The organism is Pseudomonas sp. NKUCC02_KPG, from assembly GCF_019345465.1.
In the GTDB taxonomy this organism is placed as follows: domain Bacteria; phylum Pseudomonadota; class Gammaproteobacteria; order Pseudomonadales; family Pseudomonadaceae; genus Aquipseudomonas.
The window spans coordinates 91,009-115,731 of record NZ_JAHKRC010000006.1 but is presented as its reverse complement, the minus strand read 5'-3'; the positions used below and the strand labels follow the sequence as shown (position 1 = coordinate 115,731).

The following is a 24,723-nucleotide window of genomic DNA, read 5'->3' as shown; positions in this document are numbered from 1 at the left end:
GAAGGTCTGGGTGTTACGGCGTCCCTGCGACTCAATCTATCACGCAGCCACTCAGTGCCGATGTCGATGGTGAATATCCGGAAAATGCGGATGGCTATGACTGATCACGTGATGTTGATGGGCATGACTATGGGGGGCGTTCCCGGTGACTTCTTCATCATGTTCATGCTGATGATGTTCGTCGTGGGCATGCCGATGGGTGTGCTCCAACGGCTGATGCAAATGGACATGCTCATGGCGCTCGGTCAGGTGCAGCCAGACGCCAAACATCATGAACGCCGCCGCGACCCAGAACAGCACCGACACCGACTCACCCAGAACCAGGATGGAGATCGCCGCGCCCAGGAAAGGTGCTGTCGAGAAATACGCTCCGGTCCGCGCAGCCCCCAGGCCACGCAATGCCAGTACAAAAAGCACCAAACTGACACCGTAGCCCAAAAAGCCGATCAGCAATGTCGGGCTTAGCACCGCAAGTGGCGCAATCTTTGCGCCCATCATCAGCGCGATCGCGCAGTTCACCAGCCCTGCGAACAACCCTTTGGCCCCTGCAATAAACAGCGCGTCTGAAGCAGACACCTTGCGCGTCAGATTGTTGTCAATCGCCCAGCACAAACAGGCAAACGCGACGGCCAGCGGCCCGAGCAAGGAGAGCGACACACTTGACGCCATGCCTGAAGGCCAGGACAACACAACACCCCCGGCGATAATCGCCAGCATGCCCAGCACAATCCGCCGATCGGCGTTTTCCTTGAACACCACCCACGCCAACAGTGCCGTCAGCACGGGTTCAAGATTCAACATCAGCGACGCGGTGGCGCCACTGGTCAGGGTCAGACCGAACATCAAGGCCACAGGCCCCAAAATCCCGCCAAACACAATCGCCCCGCCCAGCCAGGGCCACTCGCCTGCACTCAAGCCAGACGCCTTCCAGCCTCGATCGCGAATACAGCGCACCAGCAGCAGCCCCACCCCGCTGCCCAGATACAGCAAACCCGCCAGCATCACCGGTGGAACCTCGGCCCCCAGTACCTTGGCCAAAGGCGTACTGGCCCCAAACAGCGCCGCTGCAGCCAATGCGTAAACCACACTCGTATTCATCACATCCACTTCTTTAATCGTCGTGCATGCAGCCTAGACCAGCCCCCAAGAAACGACCGTCTTAGCGACACAAACCTTGGGGCGTTCGGTATATCTATGATTTTCCGAAGGTTTTACTCAGCCGTAAGGCAAAAAAATGTACCTGAATGAACGCTATCGAACTTGCCTCATCGGCGCAGGCTCTATATATTCGTCCACCTGTCACGCAGGCTCTTGAGTACTTTGACTTCTAAAGCACCTTCCTTCCTGACCCGCTTCACAGCGCTACCGCCCGAATGGCGAAACTGGTAGACGCATGGGACTTAAAATCCCCCGCTCGTAAGGGCGTCCCGGTTCGATTCCGGGTTCGGGCACCAAACAAATCAAGGGCTTGCATGAGATTCTTCGTGCAGGCCCTTTGTTTTTTGCACCGCAAAAATTCAGACCGCTCCGCAATTCTCGATTTTCACCCCATCCCCTGGCGTCCTGCCTACGTACGAAAATCCATTTCCCTCTCGCCTGCTAGACTGATCCTTCATAGAGGATCACATATGCCGAACTCAGATCTGATTCCCCCACTGCTTCATAAGCTCAATGAAAATCAGCTTGCCCTTGAAGCGGCCATCATGGAGCTGACACTATGGATTGAGATGCAAGGTTCTTCTGAGGTAGGAGGAAATGTTCGTGGGGCGCTAGACGTAATTGCACAAAATGAAGAGTTCATCAACGTTTCACTAAAAACGCTCATGACACCTGAATGAAAAAGCGTAACTGATGCAGTGAAGCAATTACCTAGAATAAATCACTAGAAAATAGCTCTAGTGAAGCTTGATGGAGTCATGACCAACCGCCAAAAGCTGAAAATCGGTTACTGCCTGGACTAGCGACTCAGCCAATATTTGCAAGCGATCAATTTCTTCTTGTGGGCGTCCTGAAGTTTTAGCCTCACGATAAAGACGTAGGGCTTCTAAGGCCTCAAAGATCAACGGCTCACCAGCATGGGTCATCCCCAGAATTGTCCTCTTCATCAGTACCCACCCTATCAGTGTTCACATCAGTCTAGCTGCTGCTCACTGACATTCAGTCTCGACCCAGAGCTGTCGCAGACCAAAGTCAGCTATCGGCCAAAAGCAGCCGCTCAAAGGCGTCTAGGAAGGCCGGGGCAATTCACATACTGCCGAATGCAAGACGGCTCCTCAGCCACCCAATAATCAATGAGCAAGGACAGCCCCATGTCATCTAGAAAAGCCGTATTGAACTATGTTGCGAAAGAGTTCGATATCCAGCCAGATTACCCTTGGGCTAAATTCCCCAAATATGCCGTCCTAAGGCACGCGGGGTCTGAGAAATGGTTTGGAATAGTGATGAACGTACCCAAGGAAAAGCTAGGCCTTGCAGCCGAGGGAGAGCTTGATATTTTGGATGTGAAATGCAATCCGAGCAAAGTGGGTTCATTTCGTCAAATGGAGGGTGTTCTTCCGGGTTACCACATGAACAAAGAGCACTGGATCAGTGTGGTTTTGGACGGCTCGGTCGCAACCGAACACATACACGAACTCATTCAAGATAGTTACGAATTAACCAAATAGCAGCTCGAGCTGACGAGTCATAGTCATTTGGTTCCACAGATTATATCTGCACTCCTGCATCGAGTGGTGTTTGGCTGTCTTGACCTACGCAATCTTGCACGAACATCTGCTTATGGCCGGAAAATCAGCATATATTGCCAACTGCAATTTACCAAAATAGGGCGTCAGGTCGGTGATTAATACTCGTAAGAAAGGTTAATCGAGCCAGTCGCACCTTTACGCTCGCCAAAGAAGCCCTGGACGCCAACATCGAGTTTTATCGCGCTGACTGAAGCGATCGGAGTTGTTGAGACACCTACTTCAAAGATCCCAGTACTGCCACCCAGGTCGGCTCCTTTAATCGACATGTCGTAGACCTTGCCGGAGACCTTACCTTCGAACTCATGCTCGTAGGCGATGCCTGCATAAGGTGCGATTTGCTTTGTGACTGCGTAGGTGTAGCGGGTACCAGCGCGCAAGCGCGAGCTGTTGTCGCGGCCAAAGCTGAGTTTGTCATTGCCCACCATAACCTTGTCAGCGTTGATGTGGCTCCAACTGTAACGGCTGTAAACATCAACAGATTGCTTATCATCAAGGTTGATGGCATAGCCGATGCCGGCCATGGCGCTGACATACTGTGACTTGGAGTTATAGTGGCCGCGTACACCTTCGGCATCGATCAGATCATTGCTGGAAAAATCTGTTTTGATCCTACCTGCGCGCATTACAGCATCGAGGTACAAGCCTTCTTTGATGCCTGCAACGGGTTTAGCACTTTTGTTGATGGCAGTGCCCGCCACATCCATATGGAACAAAAGGCCAGCACCGGTGTAGCGCAAGTCACCACTGCCGCGCACATCGCCATAACCCGCGAAGCTGTTATAGCTGTCGTAGTTACCTTGACCGTGATCAATAAAGGCACCGAACACTACTTGGCTAGTGTTTTGGAGTTCGAAACATTTGCGCAGGCCAAGAGCCATTTTAAAGTCGCGTATACGAATGTGGGAGCCGGTATCGTAACGGTTGGTGCCTCCATCTGTTATGAAAAACATATCAGTGACGCAGGAGCTGAGGCTCTCGCGGATCATATCGGTGCCCTGATTGGTGAAGGCAAGCGCTGCCGCTCGGCCTTGCAGGAAAGATTTCGATTTAGGGTTAAGCTTGCCTGCAGGCGAGGGGGTCAGTGGAGTAGTGTCGGTCTTGCTGTCGATGTTTAACACAAAAGCATCATTTTCGATGCCGAGCTGAGCATCATAAATAATAAAGTGGCCTTGCTCGACCTGGACGTTTGTAGGGCTCGAAGTTCCCTGCGCCCTATCGATCAGTATCACTTTGTCACCTTCATTAAGGCGGTTACCATCGCTCACCATAGCGACTGTATGCTTGGTATTGTTTAGATCAACCTTGTCAGAACCAGTAATTCTAATCAGGGTATCCTGGTTAACTACATCTTTAGGCAATAACCAATTGTACTGTTCGAAGTTGTAGATGCCCCTTACCGAACCTCGGTAGCCATTTAGGTTAAGGGTATTGCCGGTAAAGGCTCTACTGGGTTGCAGGGTACCGTCGCCATCAGCGCTATAGCCGCCATATACCGCTCCAGCAATGCTGAGCTCCGTGCCGGTGAGGGTGATGCGGTTATTTTCAGCGCTGCCACCAGCGCCGGTGACACCCACGCTGGTGCCACTGGCGCGGCCGCCTTGGCTATAGCCACCATAGATATCCCCCGCCAGCGAAGATACTCCGCCTAACTTAATAGTGTTGTTACTGCTGTCACCACCAGCACCGCCATTGGCGGAGGCATTTGAACCAGGGCTAATGGCGAATGCATCGCCCGCCATACCGCCAGCGCTGTAGCCACCAAAGATGGAGCCGCCATTGATACCATTGCTGCCCGTTTGGCCTGTACCGCCCTGGGCGCCAATTAAACGGACATCGCTCAGTAGGAGAGTGTTACCGCTTACTGCTCCACCGTTGCCACCATCAGCGGAGGCGTCGGAGCTGGAGACGGAGAATCCGCCAGCGCCGCCTTGGCTAAGGCCACCGAAGATCGATCCGCCGCCGGCTCCGCCGCTGCCACCGGCTCCAATTCCTCCAACTCCTCCATTACCTCCAAGTGCACCGTTAAGTGTGATGTTGCTGAGTGTCATGGTTATGCCAGAGATTGCGCCGCCAGAACCTCCTGAAGAGAAGGCGTCAGGATTGGAGTTGGAGTTGGAGTTGGAGAATCCGCCAGCGCCGCCTTGGCTAAGGCCACCAAAGATCGATCCACCGCCAGCACCGCCGCTGCCACCGGCTCCACTACTTCCATTCCCTCCACTACCTCCAAGTGCACCGTTAAGTGTGATGTTGCTGAGTGTCATGGTAATGTCAGAAATTGCGCCGCCAGAGCCACCTGCGGAGGAGGTACTGGAGAAGGAGAAGGAGGATCCGCCAGCGCCGCCTTGGCTAAGGCCACCGAAGATCGATCCACCGCCTGCGCCGCCACTGCTGCTGCTGGCTCCATTACTATTACCAGCATTACCTCCAAGGGCACCGTTTAGTGTGAGATCGCTGAGTGTCATGGTGATGTCAGTGATTGCGCCGCCGGAACCACCTACGGAGTCGGAGTCGGAGTCGGAGTTGGAATCGGAGAATCCTCCAGCGCCCCCTTGGCTAAGGCCAGCAAAGATCGATCCGCCGCCAGCACCGCCGCTGCCACTGGCTCCAAAAGTGAAATTAGCATTACCTCCGTCCCCTCCAGGTGAACCGTTAAGTGTGACATTGCTGAGTGTCATGGTGATGTCGGAGATTGCACCGCCAGAACCTCCTGCGGAGGAGGAGTGGGAGGTGGTGGTGGAGAAGGAGAGTCCGCCAGCGCCGCCCTGGCTAAGGCCAGCAAAGATTGATCCGCCACCGGCTCCACCGCTGCCACCGGCTCCATCACTGTTACCGCCATTACCTCCATTACCTCCGAGTGCACCGATAAGTGTGGTGTTACTGAGTGTCATGGTGATATCAGAGATTTCGCCGCCAGAACCTCCTACGGAGAAGGAGACGGCGCTAGGGTTGGAGTCGTCGTCTGAGAATCCGCCAGCGCCGCCTTGGCTAAGGCCACCAAAGATCGATCCGCCGCCTGCACCACCACCACCGCCGCCGCCGCCGTTACGACCACTACTGCCGCTACCACCGCTGCCACCGTTACCGGCGGCTGTGCCGATCAGTGTGATATTGACCGCGTTGGTTTGACTGATGGTTTTGCCGGTAATATCCCCGCCATTACCGCCATTAGATTCTGTTGTTGACGTCCCCCCTGCACCGCCTTGGCTGAAAGCGCCAAATGCAGAACCACCGCCAGCGCCCCCATTTCCGCCGCCGCCTTGAGCATTGGTAGCATCTTGTCCACCTAAGCCATTGCTTAATGAGCCGAGGTCTTGGGTAAGGTCCAGTGTGTTCTGGCTTAGAAAATCTGCGCCATCACCGCCATTGGCTGCAGTTCCCGTGGTACCGGGGGCTCCACTACTTAATTCGTTAGGGATAGTCGTTATGTCGCCATTGGCACCAGATGCGCCGCCCTCTGCCCAAACGTTAGTGCTGAACATAAGGCTTGCGTATATGGCCAGTGCAAGTGGTGTTAAGGGCCAATCCATGTGTGAACTATCCCAGAGGCTCTAGCCCGATGCCTATAGCCAGGCACTGAGCAAGGTGAATAAGGTTTTGGGGGGGGGTATTTGGTGGTAACCCCCCCTTTTCTAATAGACTCCAGAAATAGAGGTAACCCTATACGAGCTTAGTCACTCATCTCAGTTTGGCTAGCACTGAATTACCCGTTGATTCCTATACATTTACGGGCGGCCGCTTTTGGTCGATGGCTGCCCCTCGTGACTGGCTGCTATTGGCCAAATGCGGTCATTCCACACCAACACATTCGCTTTACGCTAGCGCGCTACACGAAACATATAGTGCTGAGTCAAAACTCTCTGTGGCTTCTCAGCACTACCAAAATGTCTTTCTAGCGCTCTTTCTAACTCTTTAGCCAGCGCCCATAAAGTTTGGGGAATTGTTCGCGAACCCAATCAACAAAAACCTCGACCTGCGGCGCCAGATGCGAGCGGCTGGGGTACAGGATCGACACGGGCCTTGGATGCGGACGATAGGCTCGCAGCACCTCAACCAATGTTCCGTCGGTTAAAAAACGGTCCAGAGTAATACCAGGGGCCTGAAGTATGCCGAAGCCAGCGACGCCACACTCGACATAGGCGTTGGACTCGTTGACTGTGATGCCCTGGCGGCTGATGTGGGATTGCTCGCGAGCCCCGTCCATAAATTGCCAAGCCAGCGGGCGCTGGTTTTGGCCAGAGAGAAAGGTCACACCGCGGTGTGCTCTTAGATCCTCTAAGGTTTTGGGCTCGCCGTGTTCTTTCAGGTATTGGGGCGCCGCGCAGGTGATCATGGTAGCCATCCCGATGCGACGGGCTACCAGGCTCGAACTTGGTAACTCGCCGATTCTCAGCGCACAGTCCACACCTTCTGCGACCAAATCGACGGTTCTATCGGTGACCCCCAAGGCCATCTCGATAGCAGGATAAAGGGTGGAAAACGCTCGCAAGCTTTCGATCAGCCCCGGCTGCGAAAACGCGGTGGGTATATCGACCCGCAATCGACCACGCAGGGTTGAACCTGGGGAGGAGAACATCGCCGTGGCACCCGCAACTTCGTCAAGAATCGCTTTAACACGCTCGTAGAATTGCTCTCCTTCCGAAGTGAGCCTCACAGTGCGGGTTGTGCGCTGAAACAGCCGTACCCCAAGCGAAGTTTCCAACTCCTGTATCGCGCGAGTTACTTGCGGGCGGCCGATCTGCATGGCATCCGCCGCGCGGGTGAAACTGCCAAGTTCGGCTAATCGGGCAAACACTTGCATGGACTGGAGCAGTTCCATTACATCTTCTCACTCAGCTTTTTTGTTGCCTGATCATAGCAAGCTGCCAGCCTTATTGTTGCCTGAAAAAACAACAACCCTTTGCCGGCCTGGGTATTTATTGAACGGTCTGACTTGGGAAGAATGTCGCCAGTAAGTTCACCTAACTGGAGATAGACAGATGAAAGCATGGCTTTTGAACGATTTTGGTCTCGAAAATCTGGCACTTGGCGAAACAGCTAAGCCCACACCCAAGGCCGGCGAGTTGTTGGTAAAGATCGGAGCGGTTTCCCTGAATTTTCGCGATAAAGCCATCGTCGATGGCATCTACGAACCTCACCTGGTACCCAAGCCACTGATCCCGGTCAGCGATGCATCGGGCACTGTCGTCGCCTTGGGCGAAGGCGTAAGCCGATTCAAAGTGGGCGACCGCGTCAACTCGCACCTCTACTCGCGCTGGATTGATGGTGAGCCAAGGCCGGACGAACCTGCCTACTGCTTCGGCATGCCGCTGCCAGGTGGCCTGGCTGAGTACATGATTATTCACGAAGAAAGCGCTGTTCGTGCGCCAGACAACATGTCCGACGAGGAGGCTTCGACACTGCCGATTGCGGCGCTGACAGCTTGGTATTCGCTGGTTGACTACGGCCAAGTGCAGCCGGGCCAGACCGTTTTGGTACAGGGCACCGGGGGTGTATCGATTTTCGCCGTGCAACTGGCAACCGCGCTTGGCGCCAAGGTGATCGTTACCTCCAGCAGCGACGCCAATCTTGATGCGGTGAAAAAACTTGGCGCAGCCGCCGGCGTGAACTATCGGACCTTCCCGCGCTGGGAAGAGGAAGTACTAAGGCTCACCGACGGCAAAGGCGTGGACCTGCTACTGGATGTCGCCGGTGGGGAAGGCTTGAATCAGTCCATCCTGGCAACCAAGGCCGCCGGCAAGATCGCGCAAATCGGCTTTCTGACCGGTCAGACCACAACGCTGAGCCTGATGCCGTTGATTTTCCGTCAGACAACTATCCGCGGCATCGCAGTGGCGCCTCGATCGTCGTTTGATCGCATGAACGAATTCCTGAACGAACACGCGATCCGCCCCGTGATCGATCAGACCTATTCATTCGAAGACGCCCACAAGGCGTTCGAGCACCTGGCCCGAGGCGCATTTGGCAAAGTGGTTATCAAAGTTTCCTAACCCTTTAAATCAAGCGATATGGAGGTGACCCTGCATGTCGCCTAAGCACTTCACCCGGGTGGACCGACCGCGGCGCTCGTCTATCTCATCTCGGACGGCAAGGATCTGATGCCGTTCGACACGATATCGTTATACCCAGGAATGTAGATAGTTGCCCTCTACGAAGGGTTGCTATAGGTCGAAAGCGGCCACTCGCCAACGTCCGCTTTTGCGCCGGAAACAGCCCTTTATGACAGGCTCTTATCGGCCAATTGCAGTCATTCGTACCAGACCACAATTGGCCATGAGCAGTCGCTCAAAGGTTTCTACGAAACCTGGGGCGACTCATTCTTTGGATTCATTCCAAGGCAAAACATTTTCCGATAGTCAGATGGCGATGTACCTAGATGAGCAGAGAAATGTTGTCTTAAGGAAAGGGACGTCCCAAATCCTACATCACCCGCGATGTATTCAATCGATAACTCGGTCGTCTCGAGCAGTTCCTGCGCTCTGACCACACGCTCCGCATTTAACCATTTGGATACGGTAGTGCCAGTGGCCTCCTTGAACCGACGGGTAAAGGTGCGCCTGCTCATTTTTGCCATGCCTGCCAAGACATCGAGCGACAGATGGCTGGCCAAATTCATGCGAGCCCACGCCAATACATCAGACAAATGAGTTTCGCTGGAGAGCTGCGGTACCGGATGTTCTACGTATTGAGCCTGCCCCCCCTGCCTGTGAGGTGGTGTCACTAGCAGTTTGGCGGTTCGATTGGCTACATCAGCCCCTAGACGCTGGCGTACCAGATGCAGGCAACAATCAATTGCTGCCACGGTTCCAGCGGAGGTCATGATGTTGCCGTCACTGATATAGAGCACTTCAGGCCGAAAACTGACCTTTGGAAAGCGCCGCGCAAATTCGTCGCGTGCTACCCAGTGAGTCGTCGCCTCTTTCCCGTCAAGCAGGCCGGCATCGCCGAGCACAAATGCCCCTAGGCATAACCCGACGATCAACTTGTCTTTGGAGTGCGCGAACTGCAGTACCTTCACAAGCTGTGCAGATGCGGCGACCGACGGATCACCCCAGGCGGGGATGATAATTACGTCACTTGCCTCCATCAGCTCCAGGCCGTGGGTTACAGACAGCCCAATGCCCTGGTCACTGCTCAGCATGCCCGGCACCTCTGCACAGAAATTGACCTCGTATTCAGGTTCACCCGGCGCGGTTTGAGCAGTTCCCAATACAACGCTAGGAACAGAAAGGTGAAAAAGGCTCACGCCGTTGAATGCTAGAACTGCAACACGTATGGCTTGCATCAGGCAGCCTCAAATTGATCATGTATTGGCCCACTGCCTGTCACACACTGAAATGGGTGGGCCGCTCACGCGGATGTTTTCACTCTAATAGAAGCCCCAAATATCCTTGTCCTTTTTCTAAGATACAGATTGCCTGGCCCGATTATATCGAATCATGTCATTCAGGCCACTGTTGGGCTCTAAAGCACTGGCCCAGAATGCTCTCCTCGATGTACCAACAGGATTAATTCCATGAAATTTATAGCGCTTCCTCTCGCCCTTAGCATTGCTTGCGGTGCAGTCGCTACAGCGGCGTTCGCGGATACCAATCCCCCCCAGGCACCTGAAGCATCCCAAAAAGTGGGTCTGCAGCAGGTTCGCAATGCCACGGTAAAAATCACTTACGGTGACACTACGTTCTTGATCGATCCAATGCTGGCTAAAAAAGGGGCTTATCCGGGGTTTGAAAATACCTACCGAAGCAACCTTCGCAATCCGCTGGTCGATCTACCCGAATCCCCTGACAAGGTTATCTCGGGTGTCGACGCAGTAATCGTCACGCATACACACCTTGATCACTGGGATGATGCGGCACAAAAAGCGCTGCCTAAAGACATCCCTCTGTTCACTCAGCACGAAGACGATGCGCAGCTGATTCGCTCCCAAGGTTTCAAGAATGTACGCGTACTGACTGACGAAGCTGAATTCGGCGGCGTAAAAATAACCAAAACCGGTGGTCAGCATGGCACCGACGAAATGTATGCCGTACCTGCCCTCGCAAAGCCGCTGGGCGAAGCCATGGGTATGGTATTTCAAGCGCCAAACTATAAGACTCTATACCTCGCCGGCGACACCATCTGGCGCAAAGAGGTCGACCAGACCATCGAGAAATATCACCCTGAAGTCATCGTCCTGAACGCAGGAAAAGCAAAAATGACGGGGTTCGAGGGTGCGATCATTATGGGTGAGGAGGACGTCCTGCGTGCAGCACAGACCGCCAAAGACGCAAAAATTGTCGCGGTGCACATGGACGCGGTTAACCATATGTCCTTGAGCCGTGAAGAGTTGCGCAATTACGTCGAGAAACAAGGTATCGAGAGTCGCGTTGATATACCGGAAGACGGAGCTTCGCTGGAATACTGATTTAAACCGTGTGGGGCCGTGATAGCGGGTAGGTTTCTTACCGGCCTGCAACCTCAGCCCTCGAGGCAAAATTACTTTGATTTGATCGGAGATCGCTCATGAAACAAGGTCTTGTAGTAGTTGATCTGCAAAACGAATACCTGCCCACTGGTAAATTGCCTTTAAGCGGCATCGAGGCGGCTGTGGCGAATGCTCGACGGGTCATCGACCATGCGCGAAATACAGGTATTCCCGTTTTTCACATACGGCACGAATCAGATAATGCTGATGCCCCCATCTTCGTAAAGGGATCTAGCGGCGCTCAAATTCAGCCAGCGGTAGCCCCTGAAGATGCAGAACCCATAATCGTTAAAAAGCATATTAACGCCTTCAGAGACACTAATCTCAAGAAGCAGCTGGATGCTTTCGATGTACAGGACATCGTGGTGCTAGGTGCAATGAGCCACATGTGTATCGACGCCATCGTACGTGCAGCGGCGGACATGGGTTATCCGGTTACGGTGCTGCATGACGCTTGCGCCACCCTGGATCTCACATTCAATGGCGTTAACGTACCAGCCGCTCAAGTGCATGCGGCGATGATGGCAGCGTTTGAATTTGGGTACGGCACGGTTAAATCTGTTGATGATTATCTCTCGGCGTGAGTTCGTACTAATGCAGTTTCGCGTCAGATAAGCTTGAAAGTCAGCAGGTCCAATACCCTTCCTCTACATATGTTATGGCTCCTAAGCATCTATTTACGAAGGGCCGCTTTTGGCCGGGAACTGCCCTTCGGAAAAGGCAGCTATCGGCCAAAAGCAGCCGCTCAAAGGTATCTAGGAAAGCCGGGGCGATTCACTATTCGGTTTGGCAGACAGTGATACTTGATTGAGTACCTCATGCAGCCTGTTCCGCCGGCTGCCACCGCTTGACGGTACAGTCGGTGGTCCTCGTCGTTAGCAGCTACAGGGCGCTCGCGGGCGGTAATTGCATTTCCATGACCGGCAGTGCTTCCGGCATGCCGGCTAAACTCACTGCACATTTCGAGGCGGCATTGAAGGTGGCGAGGGAGATCGCCATGTGGCAGAGCTGTTCTTCGGAAAATTGCTTGCGCAATCTGCTGATCAGTTGAGGTTCGAAGCGCTCGGGGTTACGCAGATAGACGTCGGCGAAGGCCAGCGACAGCTTTTCGGCTTCGGATAAATCGCTGGTGTCAAAACCATCCGCAATACGGGCGACCTTCTCCTCGGTCAGGCCATCCTGTTTCGCTACGTCGTAGCGGACACTCTTGCAGAAAACACAATTAACGGTGCGTGCATTGCGCAGTCTGATCATTTCCAGAAGCGCCAAGCGCACGCTGTTCTTGCGCCAGATGCTGTCAGTCAACTGAATCAATACATCCAAAGTCTGGCTCGCCAAACCGAGACTGCTGTCGCGAATGATATGGCCAGTGTTGGTGCCCGGTGTTCCTACTCGTGCCTGTGTCATGGTCATCGTATTGTGCTCCGTGGCTTAGTGGCTGGCAGTAGCGCGCAGGGTGCTGAACATTAGGGCAAGACGAATGCGCCCCTCGATGAAGCCGAGCGCCTCGACCAGGCATACCAGGCCTGGCTCACCGAAGTGCTGTTTGACACTGGCAGCCACTTCATCGGTGATCGCCGCCGGGTCCATGGCGTAGAGTTCGGTGAGCTCCAGTGCCGCCAGCTCGCCTTCACTGAACCGGCCATTGTTGAGATTTTTGCCGGCAATCAGGTCTTGGGCCTTAGCGGGGTCGAGATCGATATCTCTTAGCAGTTCGAGCTCAGCCGTTGCGCTATGCATCTGCGCCAAGCGCAACCGGCACAATTCCAACACCCCCGCCGGAATATGCGATTGCTGCCAGAGCTTTTCCCACACGGCTTGGTAGTCATCGGTTAGCGCACCACCGGCCTGGAGCGCCGATGCCAGTGTTACAGTGGTAATCACGATATCGCTCAATGGATAGCCCTTTGCACTTCGGGTTATGGCGCAACAGCGCCGGGGGTGGCGAGCAACGCCAGGATGGAGTTCGCGTTGGTTTTTTGTTCGGATCCCAGCCGGCTGCCGACAGCCAGGCCTTGTAGTGCACGTACCAGCCAAACGGCCGTGTCTCCCGGATCGAGCTCGGCGCGGATGTTGCCTTCGTGCTGGCCTTCTTCGATCGCTGTGGCGAGACAGTCGGTAAGGTTGCTGTAGTAATTCGTTAGCAGGCGCAGGCAGTCAGGATCGGAGTCACCCAACTCCATCGCCGTGTTCAGGACCAAGCAGCCGCGTGGCTCGATTTGGCTTGTCACCGCATGAAAATAGCCACTCAGTGCAGCAAAGCCGTGCTGTTGAGCAAAGATGGCCAGGTAGCCCTTGGCGTAACAGGACAGATATCGCTCCAATACCTGCAGGAAAAGGCCGGTCTTGCCGCCGAAAGCCTGATAGAGGCTGTGTTTGTTGAGGCCGGTGCAGTCAACGAGTGCATCCACACTGGTGCCCTTGAAGCCCTCCGCCCAAAACTGATTGAGCGCAGCGGTCAACACTGCCTCCTCTTCGTACATCACGGGTCTGGCCATAAGCTTACCGATACAGAATGATTGGTCTGTAATTAACTTATCGACGCCTTACCCCTAATGTCAAGTGCCCGTAGGCGATAAGTTTCAAGCCTCTGTGTTGTTTCCAGACAAACGCTGCGTGCACCGATATACCCGTTCTTTTAGTCCGCACAGACGATGTCCTTGTGAGATTGACCTGTTGGTATTGGGCAGACTTATCATGGAGAACCACTATGCCTATCACCGCTATTACCGGGAGCGCCTCGGGAATTGGAGCCGCTGTGAGTGCAGCAATGCGTGCCGCTGGACATCAGGTCATCGGTATCGATCGCTGCAATGCTGAGGTGATCGCTGACTTGTCCACTGCCCAAGGGCGTGACATGGCCATAGCACAAGTGCTCGAACAGAGCGGCGGTGTCCTCGATGGGCTGATCTGCTGCGCCGGGGTCGGTGTTACGGCGCCTACCTGCGGGTTGATCCTGGCGGTCAACTACTTTGGCGTTAATCAACTGCTTGACGGTCTGCAAGGTGCTTTGGCCAAGGGCCAACAACCGGCGGCGCTGGTGATCGGCTCTGTGGCGGCGACATATTCCGGCCCTGAAGGCCAGGCGATGGTCGAAATGATGCTAGCCGGCGAAGAGGCCCAGGTTCTGGAGTTGGCGAACACTGTCGACCATCCTCACGTTGTTTATTCTGCCTCCAAATACGCCATCAGCCACCGCGCCCGCAGCCTGGCTGTGAGCTGGGGTAAGCAGGGTATGCGCTTGAACGTGGTGGCACCGGGCGCGGTTAGCACACCGCTGCACCAGGCCTCGCTGGAAGATGCACGTTTTGGCCAGGCTACCCGCGATTTCGTCGCACCCCTCGGCCGCCCCGGGCGCCCTGATGAGATCGCCTCCGTGGTGGCGTTCTTGCAGTCACCACAAGCATCGTTTATCCATGGCAGCGTGGTGTACGTCGATGGCGGGATTGATGCCATGGTCCGGGCTTCACGCTTCTAGCAAACTACGCATGCCCCCCGGAGCTCATCATCGGCGCCGTGCTTTGTGGCTAAAGGCGCTGCAGTCCGTGAGGGTTTTGGCTTGCTCCGCAGCGCCGGCTGAGTAACCGGGGGCCTCAAGGATCCATTGTTTGTTCCAAGCTTTACGCGAGAGGAATCGCAGCTATTAGTGAGCCAAACTGCATATCTCAGGTTTTTCAGGAGCATGAATCGCCCTTAGTTGCTTAGATAGTGAGCGACCGCTTTTGGCCGAAAGCAGTCTTTCCCAAGGGCTGTTATGGGGCGAATGCGGATATTGGACCCTAGGAACCGCGGGCTCTGACACTAACACCACATGCCCGCAATGGTATTGCAAACCCTTTAAACATGGCCGCTATCTCTGGCGCTCGCTGCAATTGAATAACCATAGATACACATAGCTGCGAGAACGAGTCACGCGAAAGTCACGCAGCCTATTTCCCTCACCCTTGGTGTCCTGCCGAACGCACATAATCCCAAGTCCCCCCCTGTTACGCTGAAAACTCCACGAAGGACTCGCGATGCCAAATTCTGACCTGCCCCCCCTCCTTGCTCTGCAAACTAAACGAAAATCAGCTCGCCCTCGAGGCCTCCACTATTGAGCTTTCCAATTAGATTAGCGGCGCGCGCAATGAGGAATTCATCAAGCTCTCGCTGGCAGCGCTGATGGCGCCAGAGTGAGACGACGCCCCCTAGCGTTTGCCCGAAGAAACTCTATCGGCCAGAACGCTGCCTTGACCGTTCAGCGGGAGGGATAGCGCGGGAAGTAGTCTTACAGCATTAATCACTGGCATTATGCCACCAAACAAAACATGGACTGGTGAGGCTAGACATGAAAAAAATCGCTGGGGCAATGCTTCTGTTGCTGGGGTTCGCTGGAGTAGCGCAAGCGGACCAGTGTGCATCGTGGACGCACAACGCATATCCAGTTTCCATGAGCGCCTGTTCGTACGATAACGGTGGCTCCGGATACGTCCAAATCACAAACAACGGTTCCCGTGCTGCCAATGTATGCTGGACGGTTGTTTTCAATGATGGAAGAACTCAGGATAGTTGTTACCGAGGAATGGAATCTGGCGCAACCACGACCCCATCTTGCGCGAGTTGCGGATCAAAAAATGGGGGAGCCCGGCACGTTCTATTGCAAAAATATGAGGAACTCTAGTCACTCATAATATTTCTGACCAGCGCTTGAAGCTTACGCAACATGACATTGGACGCAGTAACGAAGTCCGCCAATGTGCGGGCTTTCTTTTCCCCAGATCTGGAATCAGCAGGATTGGTTGACAACGTTCACGTCAACCTCCTACAGGTGCATGAAAGAGGCCATGCTAATTTTTTCGGCCACGAATGTAGGTCACTGGCACACCATCAACATATGCTCCTGCAATCCCTTCAAGGCTGCCCGGTCTTTGATTATTCCTGCCCTGATCTCGAAAACAGTTCGTCCAGCAGCTCCAGCGAGTTCGACGGCTCCGCCATCATCCAGGCGGGCGGAGCTGGTGGGATTGGACAGATTGCTGCTATAGGCACTACAACGCCCTGCGATGCGCAGCCGCCGATCACCAGCAGCAACATCAGCGCGCAACTTTTCATTCTCAGCGAGAGCATTCATCTTCTCCTTGGTTGCTTTGGTGTCGAGCTCGGCCAAAGCCTTTTGGATGGCCTGCTGCTTCTCCAGCGCCTGGCGCGCTTGAGCGGCTGCAGCGTTGGCTATGGAAGTCAGGTCGGCTTGATGGGCTGCGCTCAGGTTGGCCAGTTGCTTGCCGTAGCGCCAGGTGTCCACTTTCCATGTGGAAAAAACGGAACACCCCACCAGAACGACAAGACCAATCCAGCGCCACAAACTCACGCCAACACCTTTAACCCCTTCGCATACAGAGCCTGACGATCTGCTGCCCCGTTCTGGCCTCCGTTGATACGCGTGGTGATCATTTCGAACTTGCCAGCATCGGCCAGGGTGTTCAGCCCATTGGTTGCCCAGTACCACGCAGCGGACATGCAGGCATGCTGTGGCTCCTCCAGCATTTCAGGTTGCGCGATCAAGTCTAGGCTCAGCGCTTCGCCGCAGGCGCGGTAGTTGTTCTTGCCGGTGATCTGTATCAGTCCGCGCCCGCGATACCTCCAACCGTCGCAGGGGGCGGTGTTGCCCATACGGTTGCCGTAAGCGATGTTGGCGATCTGCTCGGGTTTGCGGGCGACATCCGCGGCCAACTCAGCGTTGAAACGACTTGGCCACGTTTTGCGCAACGCATCGGCGCTGTAGTTGAGGTTTTCCACCAGGCGCGTCAGATGGCCGGATTCGTGGCCGATCTGGGCAATAAAAGCCGCGATGCGTTTGACGAGAGCGATATTCCACGTCGCACGGCCGAAGCAAAAGGCAATGGCAAGCTAACCTTCAAAAATCGATCAGACGCTCAAGTTCGTCGCGATTTTGTCAGGCTGTGCCATGGTTCATTGTTTCGGGTGGTTGGCGAGGTCTTTGCTTTACTGCCAGCAATCGAGAACTGCCTGGTGTCGGGTTATGTTCAACGTCACGACCCAGCAACCGGCCGAGACGAAGAACCCTATATAATTTCAGCATTGGTCACTCGGGAAGAGTGGTCGTCTTTGGACTTCGATAATCTTGAGTCCATTGATCCTGCATCAATGCTAAACGCGATTGGTGCACGAGTTAGCCTGGATCGTTCCTCACGGTTTAAAGAAATTGCTCCCTACGAGATGAGCGATCTGGGTTAGATCATTGAGTCGCATTCGATATTCGGGCTGTTTTTTTCGCCACCACATCCCCTCGCCGGGTCAAGACTTGAGAAATTTGGATCGTTTGAATATCTGGCGCAGTGGCAGGGTCTACGGGGAGAAGAGCTGAATGTCGACCCTGAAACCGAACAAGTGCTGATGTGCACGAAAACCAACCTGTTAGTGATCTTTACTCCGGATCAAGCCAAGTACGTTTCGCAAGTCTAAACAGCGCCTCAAATGAATATTCATTTTCCACTCCCCCCCGCTTCATCTGCAGTGAGAGGCCTCGTTGCCAGGCCGACCGTCCAATGACCGCCAGATTCTTTATGTGTTTCCAGCAAATCGTATGTCTTGAGCATGTCCAACAACCCTGAGTGCCCATACTCAGTGGGAGAGAACGCGGGGTCTGTCCGCTTCAAATAGGAGCCTAAACCACTGACCGTGACCCTGCCTTCATTGGTACTTCCAGCCAGCAATGACACCGCTTCCACTATAAAACGAGGACGACGGAGTTTGGGTTTGGCAGCCTGATCCGGTTCTTTCTTGGGATTGGGCAGATCTGGAATATCCTTGGGGATCAGAGCATCAGCCAGTGCAGGATCATGTACTTTGCGCCATTCGAAGAACTGATCACTGGCATTGCGCAGGGCGTCCGGGGTTTTGGCTTCACCCACGATGCAAACGGCTGCACCCCGCTCCCGAAGCTTTCGACACAGATAGGCGAAATCCGAGTCGCTGGTAACCAGGCAGAACATGTCCGCTCGATGATCGAACAATGCTTCCAGTGCATCCAGTGCAAGTGCGATATCTGACGTGTTTTTCCCAGAGGCATACTGGTACTGAAGACAAGGTGTAAAGGCAAGCCTGACCAACGCCTCCTGCCACTTGTTTGCGAGCGTGCCGTGATTTCCATATCCACGGCGCAAGACAATTCGTCCAAACTGCGCCACAACTTTCAATGCGTGCTCCAGCACCTCTGGTGACACATTGTCGCAATCGACCAGCACCGCTACGCGCGCATCCCCGTTATTGGCAATTTGTGGCATACATCAGCTCCTTGCTTTTTTATATGTCGTGAACGTATCTGGATGATGCGTGGGTCACGGAACCAATAGCTACTGGAAATCACTCTTACCTAAAACTCGAGTTTTCTGGCCTATGGCGATCAACTCTTCTGCTTTCAAGTGTTTCGAACTCTTGTCCTTACCCGCCAACTTGCTGATGTCCTGATCTCCGACCACCAACAGCGTGGTGTACCTGGTCACGTTGGCGCCGACCTCACAGCCACCCGAAGCCACCATTTCTGCTGCATCCCGACTAGGTAGACACTACTGCATTCCCAGCCAAGAGCCCCTCCGGCATCATTGTTAGCCCTTCAGTGATACGTCGCCCACGCTCCCCCACGTTCATGAACGGGCTCAACACATGCAGCGGCACCGGCCTGTCTCCCGCATTCAGCAACAGTACATTGGCAAACGCCACCGCATCAATGGCCCTGGCGTCATTGCGTAATGGAATGTTCACTCGACGCGACGAAGGTCAATGCCATGCAGCCTGTGGAGCGAATCAACGCCTTGCTCAATGACCGTGAACAAGCCCCATTCAATAGCCTTATAGATAGCCTCGCTATTAATCAGACTTCCGATAACCGAAGGTATGGGGGTAAATACCAGTGCCGCGATCACTTCTGTCAGTCAGTGGCACACTCAGTGCTGGGATGAAGGCCTGCATTTTCCCGATGGCTGCCGTAAGTAAAGATATAGAAGTGACGACGAATTGCTTTAGCCTAAACCGAAAGAAGTAAGTGGCTTATTAAAGATTTTGAGTTCCAAAATTATGGAGCCACAGCAATAGAAATCTGCAATCAATACATTCTTTATCGCCAGCAGCCAACCCCTATATCTTTGGACACCAGTGCGATTGTCGCGTCAAGTTACTACAATTTGTATTTAGCTTTTATATGGTGCGCACAATAACTTGATTACAAAGGCAAACGGATCGAGTGGCGAGCAATATCTTGAGACGCTTTATACGATCGAGGTATTATTTTATACTTGCAGTTTTTTCTCTTGCAGGGCGATATTAAGTCCGATCAAGACCACAGCGAATTGTTTTGCTGTAGACATTAAGCTGCCAGGACAAATAAGCCATGAAGAAGATTTGCCTGTTGTTTTTAAGTAGCGTCGTTATGCTTCTGGATATATCTCTTTCATTTGCTATTCCGCCAAGCACTGTGTGGCGAATGGACACACGGGGTGAGCAAGAAATATTTTCATCGGGTTTTCAGGCCTGGGGGAATAACGTGAATGTTCATGCGCATGTCTCAGGCGAGTCCTGCGTGAACAGGCCAGGGTCGCAAAGAAACTCCGGGTTCGTGTCAACAGCCGCCGACTTTCAGTATATCCGCACTGTTGCAGCAGCCAGAGCCTTCGCTAGGCCCGGGCAGCACATATTTCTTTATCGGATCAGAGCTGACGGCAATTTTTACAATGCCGAAGCTTCTCTTCGGGCGTTGCACGGCAATAACCCGCAAACGCCGGTTTCCCCCTTGAACTATCAACCTTCCGTTACAGCGAATGAATATATAACACCGGGCGCTATACCTCCTCGAAATATCAGGGATGTCGAGTCCTATGTTGTTGTTGACGGGCAGTTGCAGGTTTCAACTGCCCGTGCAAACCCCGCTTACATGACAGGCAATACAAATACCGCAGCAACACCATTTGTAAATGGCGTCGCAGGACAAACAGGCCGGTCGACATGGGTGGGCATGATACCTATTGTTGGAGCCTGCCTGGCTTTACCACGATCGGATTTGAAGCTCGATGAGCTCCAAGTGTCTTCTCCGATGACACTCACGCTGGAATCTATTGTGAGTAACCGTTTGAATGAACTCAATCATGATGAACTATGACTGCTGAGGAATATAGCTATGCGTTTAGTCTCTGGCTTGTTAATTCTGTGTACAAGCGCTCCTGTTTTTTCTGCTGAATGGGATCAGTCAAGCAGGCAGTCACGCGCCTATACGTGTGCAAAAGGAACCGTCACTCAACTCTCGGTGGGCAAAGATGATAAGGATGCCGGCAATATCATAGAAGTTCAATTATCCACCACGGGGGGACGGTGGTGGATCGCCAATAATGCTCGCAACCTGAACGATTCGTCAGGGTATGCGATGCTTAACCTTTTGGCGCTGTCAAAGTTAACGGGGCAAAAGGTTGCACTCGCTGATGATAAAGGTACTCATTGCGATGACTTCAACGGAGTTACTTTGACTAATGAGTATTAAGATGTTGACGTGATTATCTGGTCGTTGGGCGAAGGCCTATATTATATATAAGCGCTCCATCAACTGAGCGAAATCATTGAGTTAGGCTTAGTGTTCGACTCCGGGTCCAGGCACCAGACAAATCAAGGGCTTGTATGAGATTCTTCGTGCAGGCCCTTGATTTTTCAGGTGCGTGAAAAATTCACTCTCTTCTCCAGCCTCCTGCTTACAGCGTGTTCTCACCCTCTCGAGTTAGAAATGAGCTGCTCAATGAAAAACTCCAGCCCCCCTCTGGGGCTGCCCGGCAATGGCCAGGCGTCGACCCTCAGGGCAACGTTCTGAAATGCCTTGGCGATCTGAGAGCGCGGAAAACTTTGATAAACGGCGCGTTGAGTCTGCACGGATTTACGCACGCATTCGTCATACGGAATCGCTCCCACGTACTGCAAAGAGACATCCAGGAATTGATCGGTAATCTTCGCCAACTTGGCGAACACGCTGCGTCCACCCTGGTACTCAGGCACCATGTTTGCCAAAACTCTAAAGCGGTTTATCCCGTAGTCACGATTTAGCAGCCTGATCAGTGCGTAGGCATCGGCGATAGACGCTGGCTCGTCACAGACCACCAGCAAGACCTCTTGAGAGGCCCGAGCGAAACTGATCACCGATTTACCGATCCCTGTCGCAGTATCAATCACCAGCACATCCAGACTGTCGGCGATGTCGTTGAAGGCCTGGATCAGGCCTGCGTGCTGAGTGGATGACAGGTTTACCATGCTCTCGACACCGGCAGAAGCCGGGACGATACGCACACCTCCCGGCCCCTGCACCAGTACATCCGATAACGCACAACGACCTTCCATCAAGTCAGCAATCGTGTATCGGGGGATAACGCCCACTGCAACATCAACACCCGCCAATCCAAGATCACCATCGAGCAAGACGACTCGCCTTCCGCGACTCGCCAACGCCAAAGAAAGGTTCACTGCCACAGTCGTCTTTCCGACGCCCCCCTTACCACTCGTCACAGCGACAACTTGTACAGAGTGCGCAAGTCCCATGTCAGTTATCCCGCAGATGTCATGCCTTAAATCATTGATTACCCCATTAATAGTTAGCGCAGACAATACTCACATAGCATTAGTAAATGACTGCATATCCTGGATAGAGAACGAGGACTTTCAGGTAGGCGACTTGCGCGCCAAGGCAGTTACGGGCAAGGCATCGAGAAAATCGGCAATCTGGCGGGTCGTCCTCAAGCGGATGACAGGCACCTGCGGCCCCACTTTTTTGCGCACCGTCTCGATACCCGGGCGTGTGCCTTGGTCGAAATTCCATACGAACTTCAGGAACACCCAGTCGAACTTCTCCCTGCAACCTGCTGCAAGGTCAGAGCGGGAGCGGTTTGTGAGGCTGCGCATGATCACCCGGGTGAAACACGTGAGACGCGGCGTATCCAGCCAAATGATCACGTCGGCACGGGGCAGGCGAAGGTCGAAGGTACGCCGGGCATAATTGCCTTCACACACCCAGGCATCCGGGGCGATTGCCTGGGTGACCCGCTGGCGGAACTGTTCAGCGTCCGGTTCGATCCAGCCGGGCTCCCAGAACAAAGGGTCCAGGTGCACCACGGGCAGGTTCAGGCGCTTGCCGATGGCTCGGCCGAGGGTCGATTTTCCGCTGCCGCCATTACCCAGTATCACAATCCGTTGCATGCCGACTTCCTGTTGAAAAAAAACAGAAAATTCTACCGATTGGTATGGCCCGTTAAAAGTTGAAAGACAGTGACTTGATGCTCATTTCCTGAAGCTCATTGGCCCTCTCACCGCTAATGAGCAACGTTAATGACCATGACTGCGCACGCTGTGGGTGATCACCCCCCAGATCGACAGGTCGTCACCTTCCATGACGTACCGGTCCGGGTATCCAGGGTTTTCAGACTGGAGGATCACTTCCTTGCCGCGCAAGCACAGGCGCTTGCAGATGGGATCATTGTTCAGCAGCGCCACCACAATATGGCCGTGGGCAGGCTCAATGGAACGATCGATGACCGCCAGATCCCCTGAGAAAATCCCGACCCCCTGCATGCTGTCGCCATCAATCGACGCCAGATAGACATGGGGCGCACGCACATTGAGTACCTGATCAAGGGAGATGACTTTCTCGATGTGGTCTGCAGCGGGTGATGGGAATCCCGCCGGAATCTTGAACGAACACAGCGGCAAACCAATCCCGCCCTGCGCAAGAGGTCCCAAAAATGTGAAGCTCATGACCCGCGCTCTTATTTGACTGTATAAATGTACAGTTAACGCCGTAGGACGATTCTGGTCAATATTTCTGTCAGGGATTTCGACGAGAGGAACACACACCAGCCCCCCGGGCTTCATCCGCAGTGCTTCACGAACTGGTTTCGACCCAGTGTCTTGGCGCTGTACAGCGCCTGGTCTGCCGCTTCGATCAAACCCTGCACGTGATCCAGCTGTGCACCTGCGGCACAACTCATCCCGATGCTCACACTGACTCGTCCCAACGGGCTGGCGGTGTGGGGGATGCTGGCTTGCTTCAGGCGATCGAGGATAAGTTGCGCCACCACCGCCGCCCCCTCAATGTCGGTGTTGGGCATGATGACACTCATCTCTTCTCCGCCATAACGGGCGACCACATCCGACGGTCGACGCACGCACTCCTCGATAATTTTGCCAACCGCCTGCAGACAGGCGTCTCCGGCCACATGCCCAAGGGAATCGTTGTACAGCTTGAAATGATCGAGATCGATCATCAGCAGGGCCAAAGACGTCCCTTCCCGCTTTGCCCGTCGCGCCTCTATGTCTAATGTCACATCAAAGCAGCGCCGGTTGGCCAGGCCGGTCAGGGCGTCCTTCATCGCCAGCAACTCAAGCTGGCGGTTCGACGAAAGCAATTGCTGCTGAGCCCCTCGCAACTGATCTTCTATCTGGGTTCGACGGCGGATATCCAGGATCAAAAACCAGCCGATCAGGCCGGTAAGCCCCAGCAGAGCAGTCACCACCACGGCTGACAGCAATGCCTCCATGCGCCACGCGGCAAGGGCTTCGCGTTTTCCAAGGGCTACGGTCGTGATCAGCGGCAACTGGCTGCTTTTTCGGAAGGCGTAGAGCCGCTCCACACCATCCAGGCTGGAGGTGAACGAGGCGGTACCGACGGATCGATCTACCAGGTATTTGGCATAGATCGGCGACTTCGAAAAGTTGCGGCCCATGTCCTGCTCGCGAAAAGGATAGCGAACCAGCAACGTACCATCGGTATAGGACAACCCGATTGCACCCTCCTGCCCCACATCGATCTTGCCAAACAGCCGCAGGAAGTTCTCAACCCCCAGAGTTACCGCCACCACCCCGGCAAACGCTCCGCGAGCATCATCGAAGCGCCGGCTGACGGTCACCACCCACTCATGATTGGCACGGCTCTGGATTGGCGGGCCGATAAAGGTCTCGCGGGATGGATCGTCGCGGTGATGAATGAAATAGGTACGATCACTGCTGTTGGCCCCGGCCGGGATCCGGTTGGAGGACATCAACCAGCGCCCCTGGTTGTCGTAGATCGTGATCCCGCTGAGCTGTGGCATCAGGGGCTGCTGGCGGTCGACCAGCGCACCCAGCCGCTGGATCTGGATGGGGCCGCTGCCTTCAGTCTCCAGGCGCTCGACGAGCCCGAGCAACAGCAGCGAACTTTGCCGGACAATGCCTTCGGAGTAAGTCGCGAGCGCCTGGGTAAGGTTCAACCCGTGGACGTTCACATCCGCCAGCGCCCGCTCACGTGAGGCCAGCACTTTCCAGACAGTCAGCGAGGCCAGGGAGCAGCCGATAACAAACAGCAAAAGAACAACCAGATGGGTATCACGCTTCACGTCATTACCTGATGGAAAATCCATTTTTCCGTTCCAGCCACTGTGGGAGAAAGGCAATAACGGCAGCCGTGTGCCTTCACCTGGGGCAAGGATACAAGCAGTTACATGTTGCTGCAGCAAC

Annotated in this window: 23 protein-coding genes, 1 tRNA gene and 1 pseudogene; 10 read left to right on the top strand and 15 right to left on the bottom strand. The window is 54.3% G+C overall.

Annotation, left to right across the window (positions count from 1 at the left end; genetic code table 11):
• Positions 1-51: 51 nt before the first annotated feature.
• Positions 52-1,098, bottom strand: a complete 1,047-nt coding sequence (locus tag KO536_RS10085) for a DMT family transporter (protein WP_219261823.1) — start codon at positions 1,096-1,098, stop codon at positions 52-54.
• A 269-nt stretch (positions 1,099-1,367) separates the two neighbouring features.
• Here KO536_RS10085 and KO536_RS10080 point away from each other — a divergent pair.
• A tRNA-Leu gene (locus tag KO536_RS10080) sits at positions 1,368-1,454 on the top strand.
• Positions 1,455-1,628: 174 nt separating this feature from the next.
• Positions 1,629-1,838 carry a hypothetical protein gene (locus tag KO536_RS10075; protein WP_219261822.1) on the top strand — a complete coding sequence of 70 codons (210 nt, stop codon included), beginning with the start codon at positions 1,629-1,631 and terminating at the stop codon, positions 1,836-1,838.
• Between the two features lie 57 nt (positions 1,839-1,895).
• Here KO536_RS10075 and KO536_RS10070 read toward each other — a convergent pair whose 3' ends face one another.
• The gene (locus KO536_RS10070; RefSeq protein WP_219261821.1) at positions 1,896-2,105 is read right to left on the bottom strand and encodes a hypothetical protein; all 210 of its coding nucleotides are present in this window, start codon (positions 2,103-2,105) and stop codon (positions 1,896-1,898) included.
• A 204-nt stretch (positions 2,106-2,309) separates the two neighbouring features.
• On the opposite strand from KO536_RS10070, the gene KO536_RS10065 reads away from it, so the two are divergent.
• Complete coding sequence (locus KO536_RS10065; RefSeq protein ID WP_219261820.1) at positions 2,310-2,666, top strand: MmcQ/YjbR family DNA-binding protein; 357 nt, start codon at positions 2,310-2,312, stop codon at positions 2,664-2,666.
• 176 nt (positions 2,667-2,842) lie between these two features.
• Here KO536_RS10065 and KO536_RS24270 read toward each other — a convergent pair whose 3' ends face one another.
• Entirely contained in the window at positions 2,843-6,226 is a 3,384-nt protein-coding gene (locus KO536_RS24270; protein WP_257622875.1) for an autotransporter outer membrane beta-barrel domain-containing protein, read from the bottom strand.
• 422 nt (positions 6,227-6,648) lie between these two features.
• A complete protein-coding gene (locus KO536_RS10055) occupies positions 6,649-7,563 on the bottom strand; it encodes a LysR family transcriptional regulator (protein ID WP_219261819.1) in 915 nt (304 codons plus the stop codon).
• 160 nt (positions 7,564-7,723) lie between these two features.
• On the opposite strand from KO536_RS10055, the gene KO536_RS10050 reads away from it, so the two are divergent.
• Positions 7,724-8,734: an NAD(P)-dependent alcohol dehydrogenase gene (locus KO536_RS10050; protein WP_219261818.1), complete on the top strand. Its 1,011-nt coding sequence runs from the start codon at positions 7,724-7,726 to the stop codon at positions 8,732-8,734.
• A 305-nt stretch (positions 8,735-9,039) separates the two neighbouring features.
• On the opposite strand, the gene KO536_RS10045 is transcribed toward KO536_RS10050, so the two are convergent.
• The gene (locus KO536_RS10045; RefSeq protein WP_219261817.1) at positions 9,040-10,029 is read right to left on the bottom strand and encodes a GlxA family transcriptional regulator; all 990 of its coding nucleotides are present in this window, start codon (positions 10,027-10,029) and stop codon (positions 9,040-9,042) included.
• A gap of 231 nt (positions 10,030-10,260) precedes the next feature.
• Between KO536_RS10045 and KO536_RS10040 the strand changes: the two genes are divergently transcribed.
• Together KO536_RS10040 and KO536_RS10035 are read left to right on the top strand one after the other, a co-directional pair.
• Positions 10,261-11,151, top strand: a complete 891-nt coding sequence (locus tag KO536_RS10040; protein WP_219261816.1) for an MBL fold metallo-hydrolase — start codon at positions 10,261-10,263, stop codon at positions 11,149-11,151.
• Between the two features lie 98 nt (positions 11,152-11,249).
• The gene (locus KO536_RS10035; protein WP_219261815.1) at positions 11,250-11,795 is read left to right on the top strand and encodes a cysteine hydrolase family protein; all 546 of its coding nucleotides are present in this window, start codon (positions 11,250-11,252) and stop codon (positions 11,793-11,795) included.
• Between the two features lie 298 nt (positions 11,796-12,093).
• Here the strand turns inward: KO536_RS10035 and KO536_RS10030 are convergent, their stop codons facing one another.
• From KO536_RS10030 to KO536_RS10020, 3 genes are read right to left on the bottom strand one after another with little or no spacing between them, the layout of a single operon-like run.
• A complete protein-coding gene (locus KO536_RS10030; protein WP_219261814.1) occupies positions 12,094-12,624 on the bottom strand; it encodes a carboxymuconolactone decarboxylase family protein in 531 nt (176 codons plus the stop codon).
• Positions 12,625-12,642: 18 nt separating this feature from the next.
• Positions 12,643-13,107 carry a hypothetical protein gene (locus KO536_RS10025; protein ID WP_219261813.1) on the bottom strand — a complete coding sequence of 155 codons (465 nt, stop codon included), beginning with the start codon at positions 13,105-13,107 and terminating at the stop codon, positions 12,643-12,645.
• Between the two features lie 23 nt (positions 13,108-13,130).
• Positions 13,131-13,673 carry a TetR/AcrR family transcriptional regulator gene (locus tag KO536_RS10020; protein ID WP_219261812.1) on the bottom strand — a complete coding sequence of 181 codons (543 nt, stop codon included), beginning with the start codon at positions 13,671-13,673 and terminating at the stop codon, positions 13,131-13,133.
• Positions 13,674-13,921: 248 nt separating this feature from the next.
• Between KO536_RS10020 and KO536_RS10015 the strand changes: the two genes are divergently transcribed.
• Entirely contained in the window at positions 13,922-14,689 is a 768-nt protein-coding gene (locus KO536_RS10015; RefSeq protein ID WP_219261811.1) for an SDR family oxidoreductase, read from the top strand.
• 1,374 nt (positions 14,690-16,063) lie between these two features.
• Here the strand turns inward: KO536_RS10015 and KO536_RS10010 are convergent.
• Together KO536_RS10010 and KO536_RS10005 are read right to left on the bottom strand one after the other, a co-directional pair.
• On the bottom strand, positions 16,064-16,558 hold the full coding sequence (locus KO536_RS10010) for a lysis protein (protein ID WP_219261810.1): 495 nt from the start codon (positions 16,556-16,558) through the stop codon (positions 16,064-16,066).
• A pseudogene (locus tag KO536_RS10005) lies at positions 16,555-17,064 on the bottom strand (glycoside hydrolase family 19 protein); the annotation flags it as partial. The gene KO536_RS10010 and the pseudogene KO536_RS10005, both read right to left, overlap by 4 nt.
• Here KO536_RS10005 and KO536_RS10000 point away from each other — a divergent pair.
• The gene (locus tag KO536_RS10000; protein WP_219261809.1) at positions 16,999-17,445 is read left to right on the top strand and encodes a hypothetical protein; all 447 of its coding nucleotides are present in this window, start codon (positions 16,999-17,001) and stop codon (positions 17,443-17,445) included. The pseudogene KO536_RS10005 and the gene KO536_RS10000 sit on opposite strands and share 66 nt — an antisense overlap.
• Positions 17,446-17,693: 248 nt before the next feature.
• On the opposite strand, the gene KO536_RS09995 is transcribed toward KO536_RS10000, so the two are convergent.
• Positions 17,694-18,494: an NYN domain-containing protein gene (locus KO536_RS09995; RefSeq protein ID WP_219261808.1), complete on the bottom strand. Its 801-nt coding sequence runs from the start codon at positions 18,492-18,494 to the stop codon at positions 17,694-17,696.
• Positions 18,495-19,597: 1,103 nt separating this feature from the next.
• Between KO536_RS09995 and KO536_RS09990 the strand changes: the two genes are divergently transcribed.
• A complete protein-coding gene (locus KO536_RS09990; protein ID WP_219261807.1) occupies positions 19,598-20,362 on the top strand; it encodes a hypothetical protein in 765 nt (254 codons plus the stop codon).
• Positions 20,363-20,380: 18 nt separating this feature from the next.
• A complete protein-coding gene (locus tag KO536_RS09985) occupies positions 20,381-20,737 on the top strand; it encodes a hypothetical protein (protein ID WP_219261806.1) in 357 nt (118 codons plus the stop codon).
• 218 nt (positions 20,738-20,955) lie between these two features.
• Here KO536_RS09985 and KO536_RS09980 read toward each other — a convergent pair whose 3' ends face one another.
• The 4 genes from KO536_RS09980 to KO536_RS09965 form a co-directional block, all read right to left on the bottom strand.
• The gene (locus KO536_RS09980) at positions 20,956-21,777 is read right to left on the bottom strand and encodes a MinD/ParA family protein (protein WP_219261805.1); all 822 of its coding nucleotides are present in this window, start codon (positions 21,775-21,777) and stop codon (positions 20,956-20,958) included.
• Between the two features lie 120 nt (positions 21,778-21,897).
• Entirely contained in the window at positions 21,898-22,431 is a 534-nt protein-coding gene (locus tag KO536_RS09975) for an AAA family ATPase (RefSeq protein ID WP_219261804.1), read from the bottom strand.
• Positions 22,432-22,557: 126 nt separating this feature from the next.
• Complete coding sequence (locus KO536_RS09970) at positions 22,558-22,986, bottom strand: LexA family transcriptional regulator (RefSeq protein WP_219261803.1); 429 nt, start codon at positions 22,984-22,986, stop codon at positions 22,558-22,560.
• Between the two features lie 113 nt (positions 22,987-23,099).
• Positions 23,100-24,602, bottom strand: a complete 1,503-nt coding sequence (locus KO536_RS09965) for a diguanylate cyclase (protein WP_219261942.1) — start codon at positions 24,600-24,602, stop codon at positions 23,100-23,102.
• Between the last annotated feature and the right edge of the window lie 121 nt (positions 24,603-24,723).

What these genes read in the sequence shown, in the direction of transcription:
- KO536_RS10070 (WP_219261821.1), bottom strand. Translation starts at nt 2,105, where the DNA reads ATGAAGAGGACAATTCTGGGGATGACCCATGCTGGTGAGCCGTTGATC.
- KO536_RS09995 (WP_219261808.1), bottom strand. Translation starts at nt 18,494, where the DNA reads ATGCCACAAATTGCCAATAACGGGGATGCGCGCGTAGCGGTGCTGGTC.
- KO536_RS10085 (WP_219261823.1), bottom strand. Translation starts at nt 1,098, where the DNA reads ATGAATACGAGTGTGGTTTACGCATTGGCTGCAGCGGCGCTGTTTGGG.
- KO536_RS10015 (WP_219261811.1), top strand. Translation starts at nt 13,922, where the DNA reads ATGCCTATCACCGCTATTACCGGGAGCGCCTCGGGAATTGGAGCCGCT.
- KO536_RS10040 (WP_219261816.1), top strand. Translation starts at nt 10,261, where the DNA reads ATGAAATTTATAGCGCTTCCTCTCGCCCTTAGCATTGCTTGCGGTGCA.
- KO536_RS10030 (WP_219261814.1), bottom strand. Translation starts at nt 12,624, where the DNA reads ATGACCATGACACAGGCACGAGTAGGAACACCGGGCACCAACACTGGC.
- KO536_RS10065 (WP_219261820.1), top strand. Translation starts at nt 2,310, where the DNA reads ATGTCATCTAGAAAAGCCGTATTGAACTATGTTGCGAAAGAGTTCGAT.
- KO536_RS24270 (WP_257622875.1), bottom strand. Translation starts at nt 6,226, where the DNA reads ATGTTCAGCACTAACGTTTGGGCAGAGGGCGGCGCATCTGGTGCCAAT.
- KO536_RS09975 (WP_219261804.1), bottom strand. Translation starts at nt 22,431, where the DNA reads ATGCAACGGATTGTGATACTGGGTAATGGCGGCAGCGGAAAATCGACC.
- KO536_RS09980 (WP_219261805.1), bottom strand. Translation starts at nt 21,777, where the DNA reads ATGGGACTTGCGCACTCTGTACAAGTTGTCGCTGTGACGAGTGGTAAG.
- KO536_RS10050 (WP_219261818.1), top strand. Translation starts at nt 7,724, where the DNA reads ATGAAAGCATGGCTTTTGAACGATTTTGGTCTCGAAAATCTGGCACTT.
- KO536_RS10055 (WP_219261819.1), bottom strand. Translation starts at nt 7,563, where the DNA reads ATGGAACTGCTCCAGTCCATGCAAGTGTTTGCCCGATTAGCCGAACTT.
- KO536_RS10045 (WP_219261817.1), bottom strand. Translation starts at nt 10,029, where the DNA reads ATGCAAGCCATACGTGTTGCAGTTCTAGCATTCAACGGCGTGAGCCTT.
- KO536_RS09970 (WP_219261803.1), bottom strand. Translation starts at nt 22,986, where the DNA reads ATGAGCTTCACATTTTTGGGACCTCTTGCGCAGGGCGGGATTGGTTTG.
- KO536_RS09985 (WP_219261806.1), top strand. Translation starts at nt 20,381, where the DNA reads ATGCGTTTAGTCTCTGGCTTGTTAATTCTGTGTACAAGCGCTCCTGTT.
- KO536_RS10035 (WP_219261815.1), top strand. Translation starts at nt 11,250, where the DNA reads ATGAAACAAGGTCTTGTAGTAGTTGATCTGCAAAACGAATACCTGCCC.
- KO536_RS10075 (WP_219261822.1), top strand. Translation starts at nt 1,629, where the DNA reads ATGCCGAACTCAGATCTGATTCCCCCACTGCTTCATAAGCTCAATGAA.
- KO536_RS10000 (WP_219261809.1), top strand. Translation starts at nt 16,999, where the DNA reads ATGGCCGGATTCGTGGCCGATCTGGGCAATAAAAGCCGCGATGCGTTT.
- KO536_RS09990 (WP_219261807.1), top strand. Translation starts at nt 19,598, where the DNA reads ATGAAGAAGATTTGCCTGTTGTTTTTAAGTAGCGTCGTTATGCTTCTG.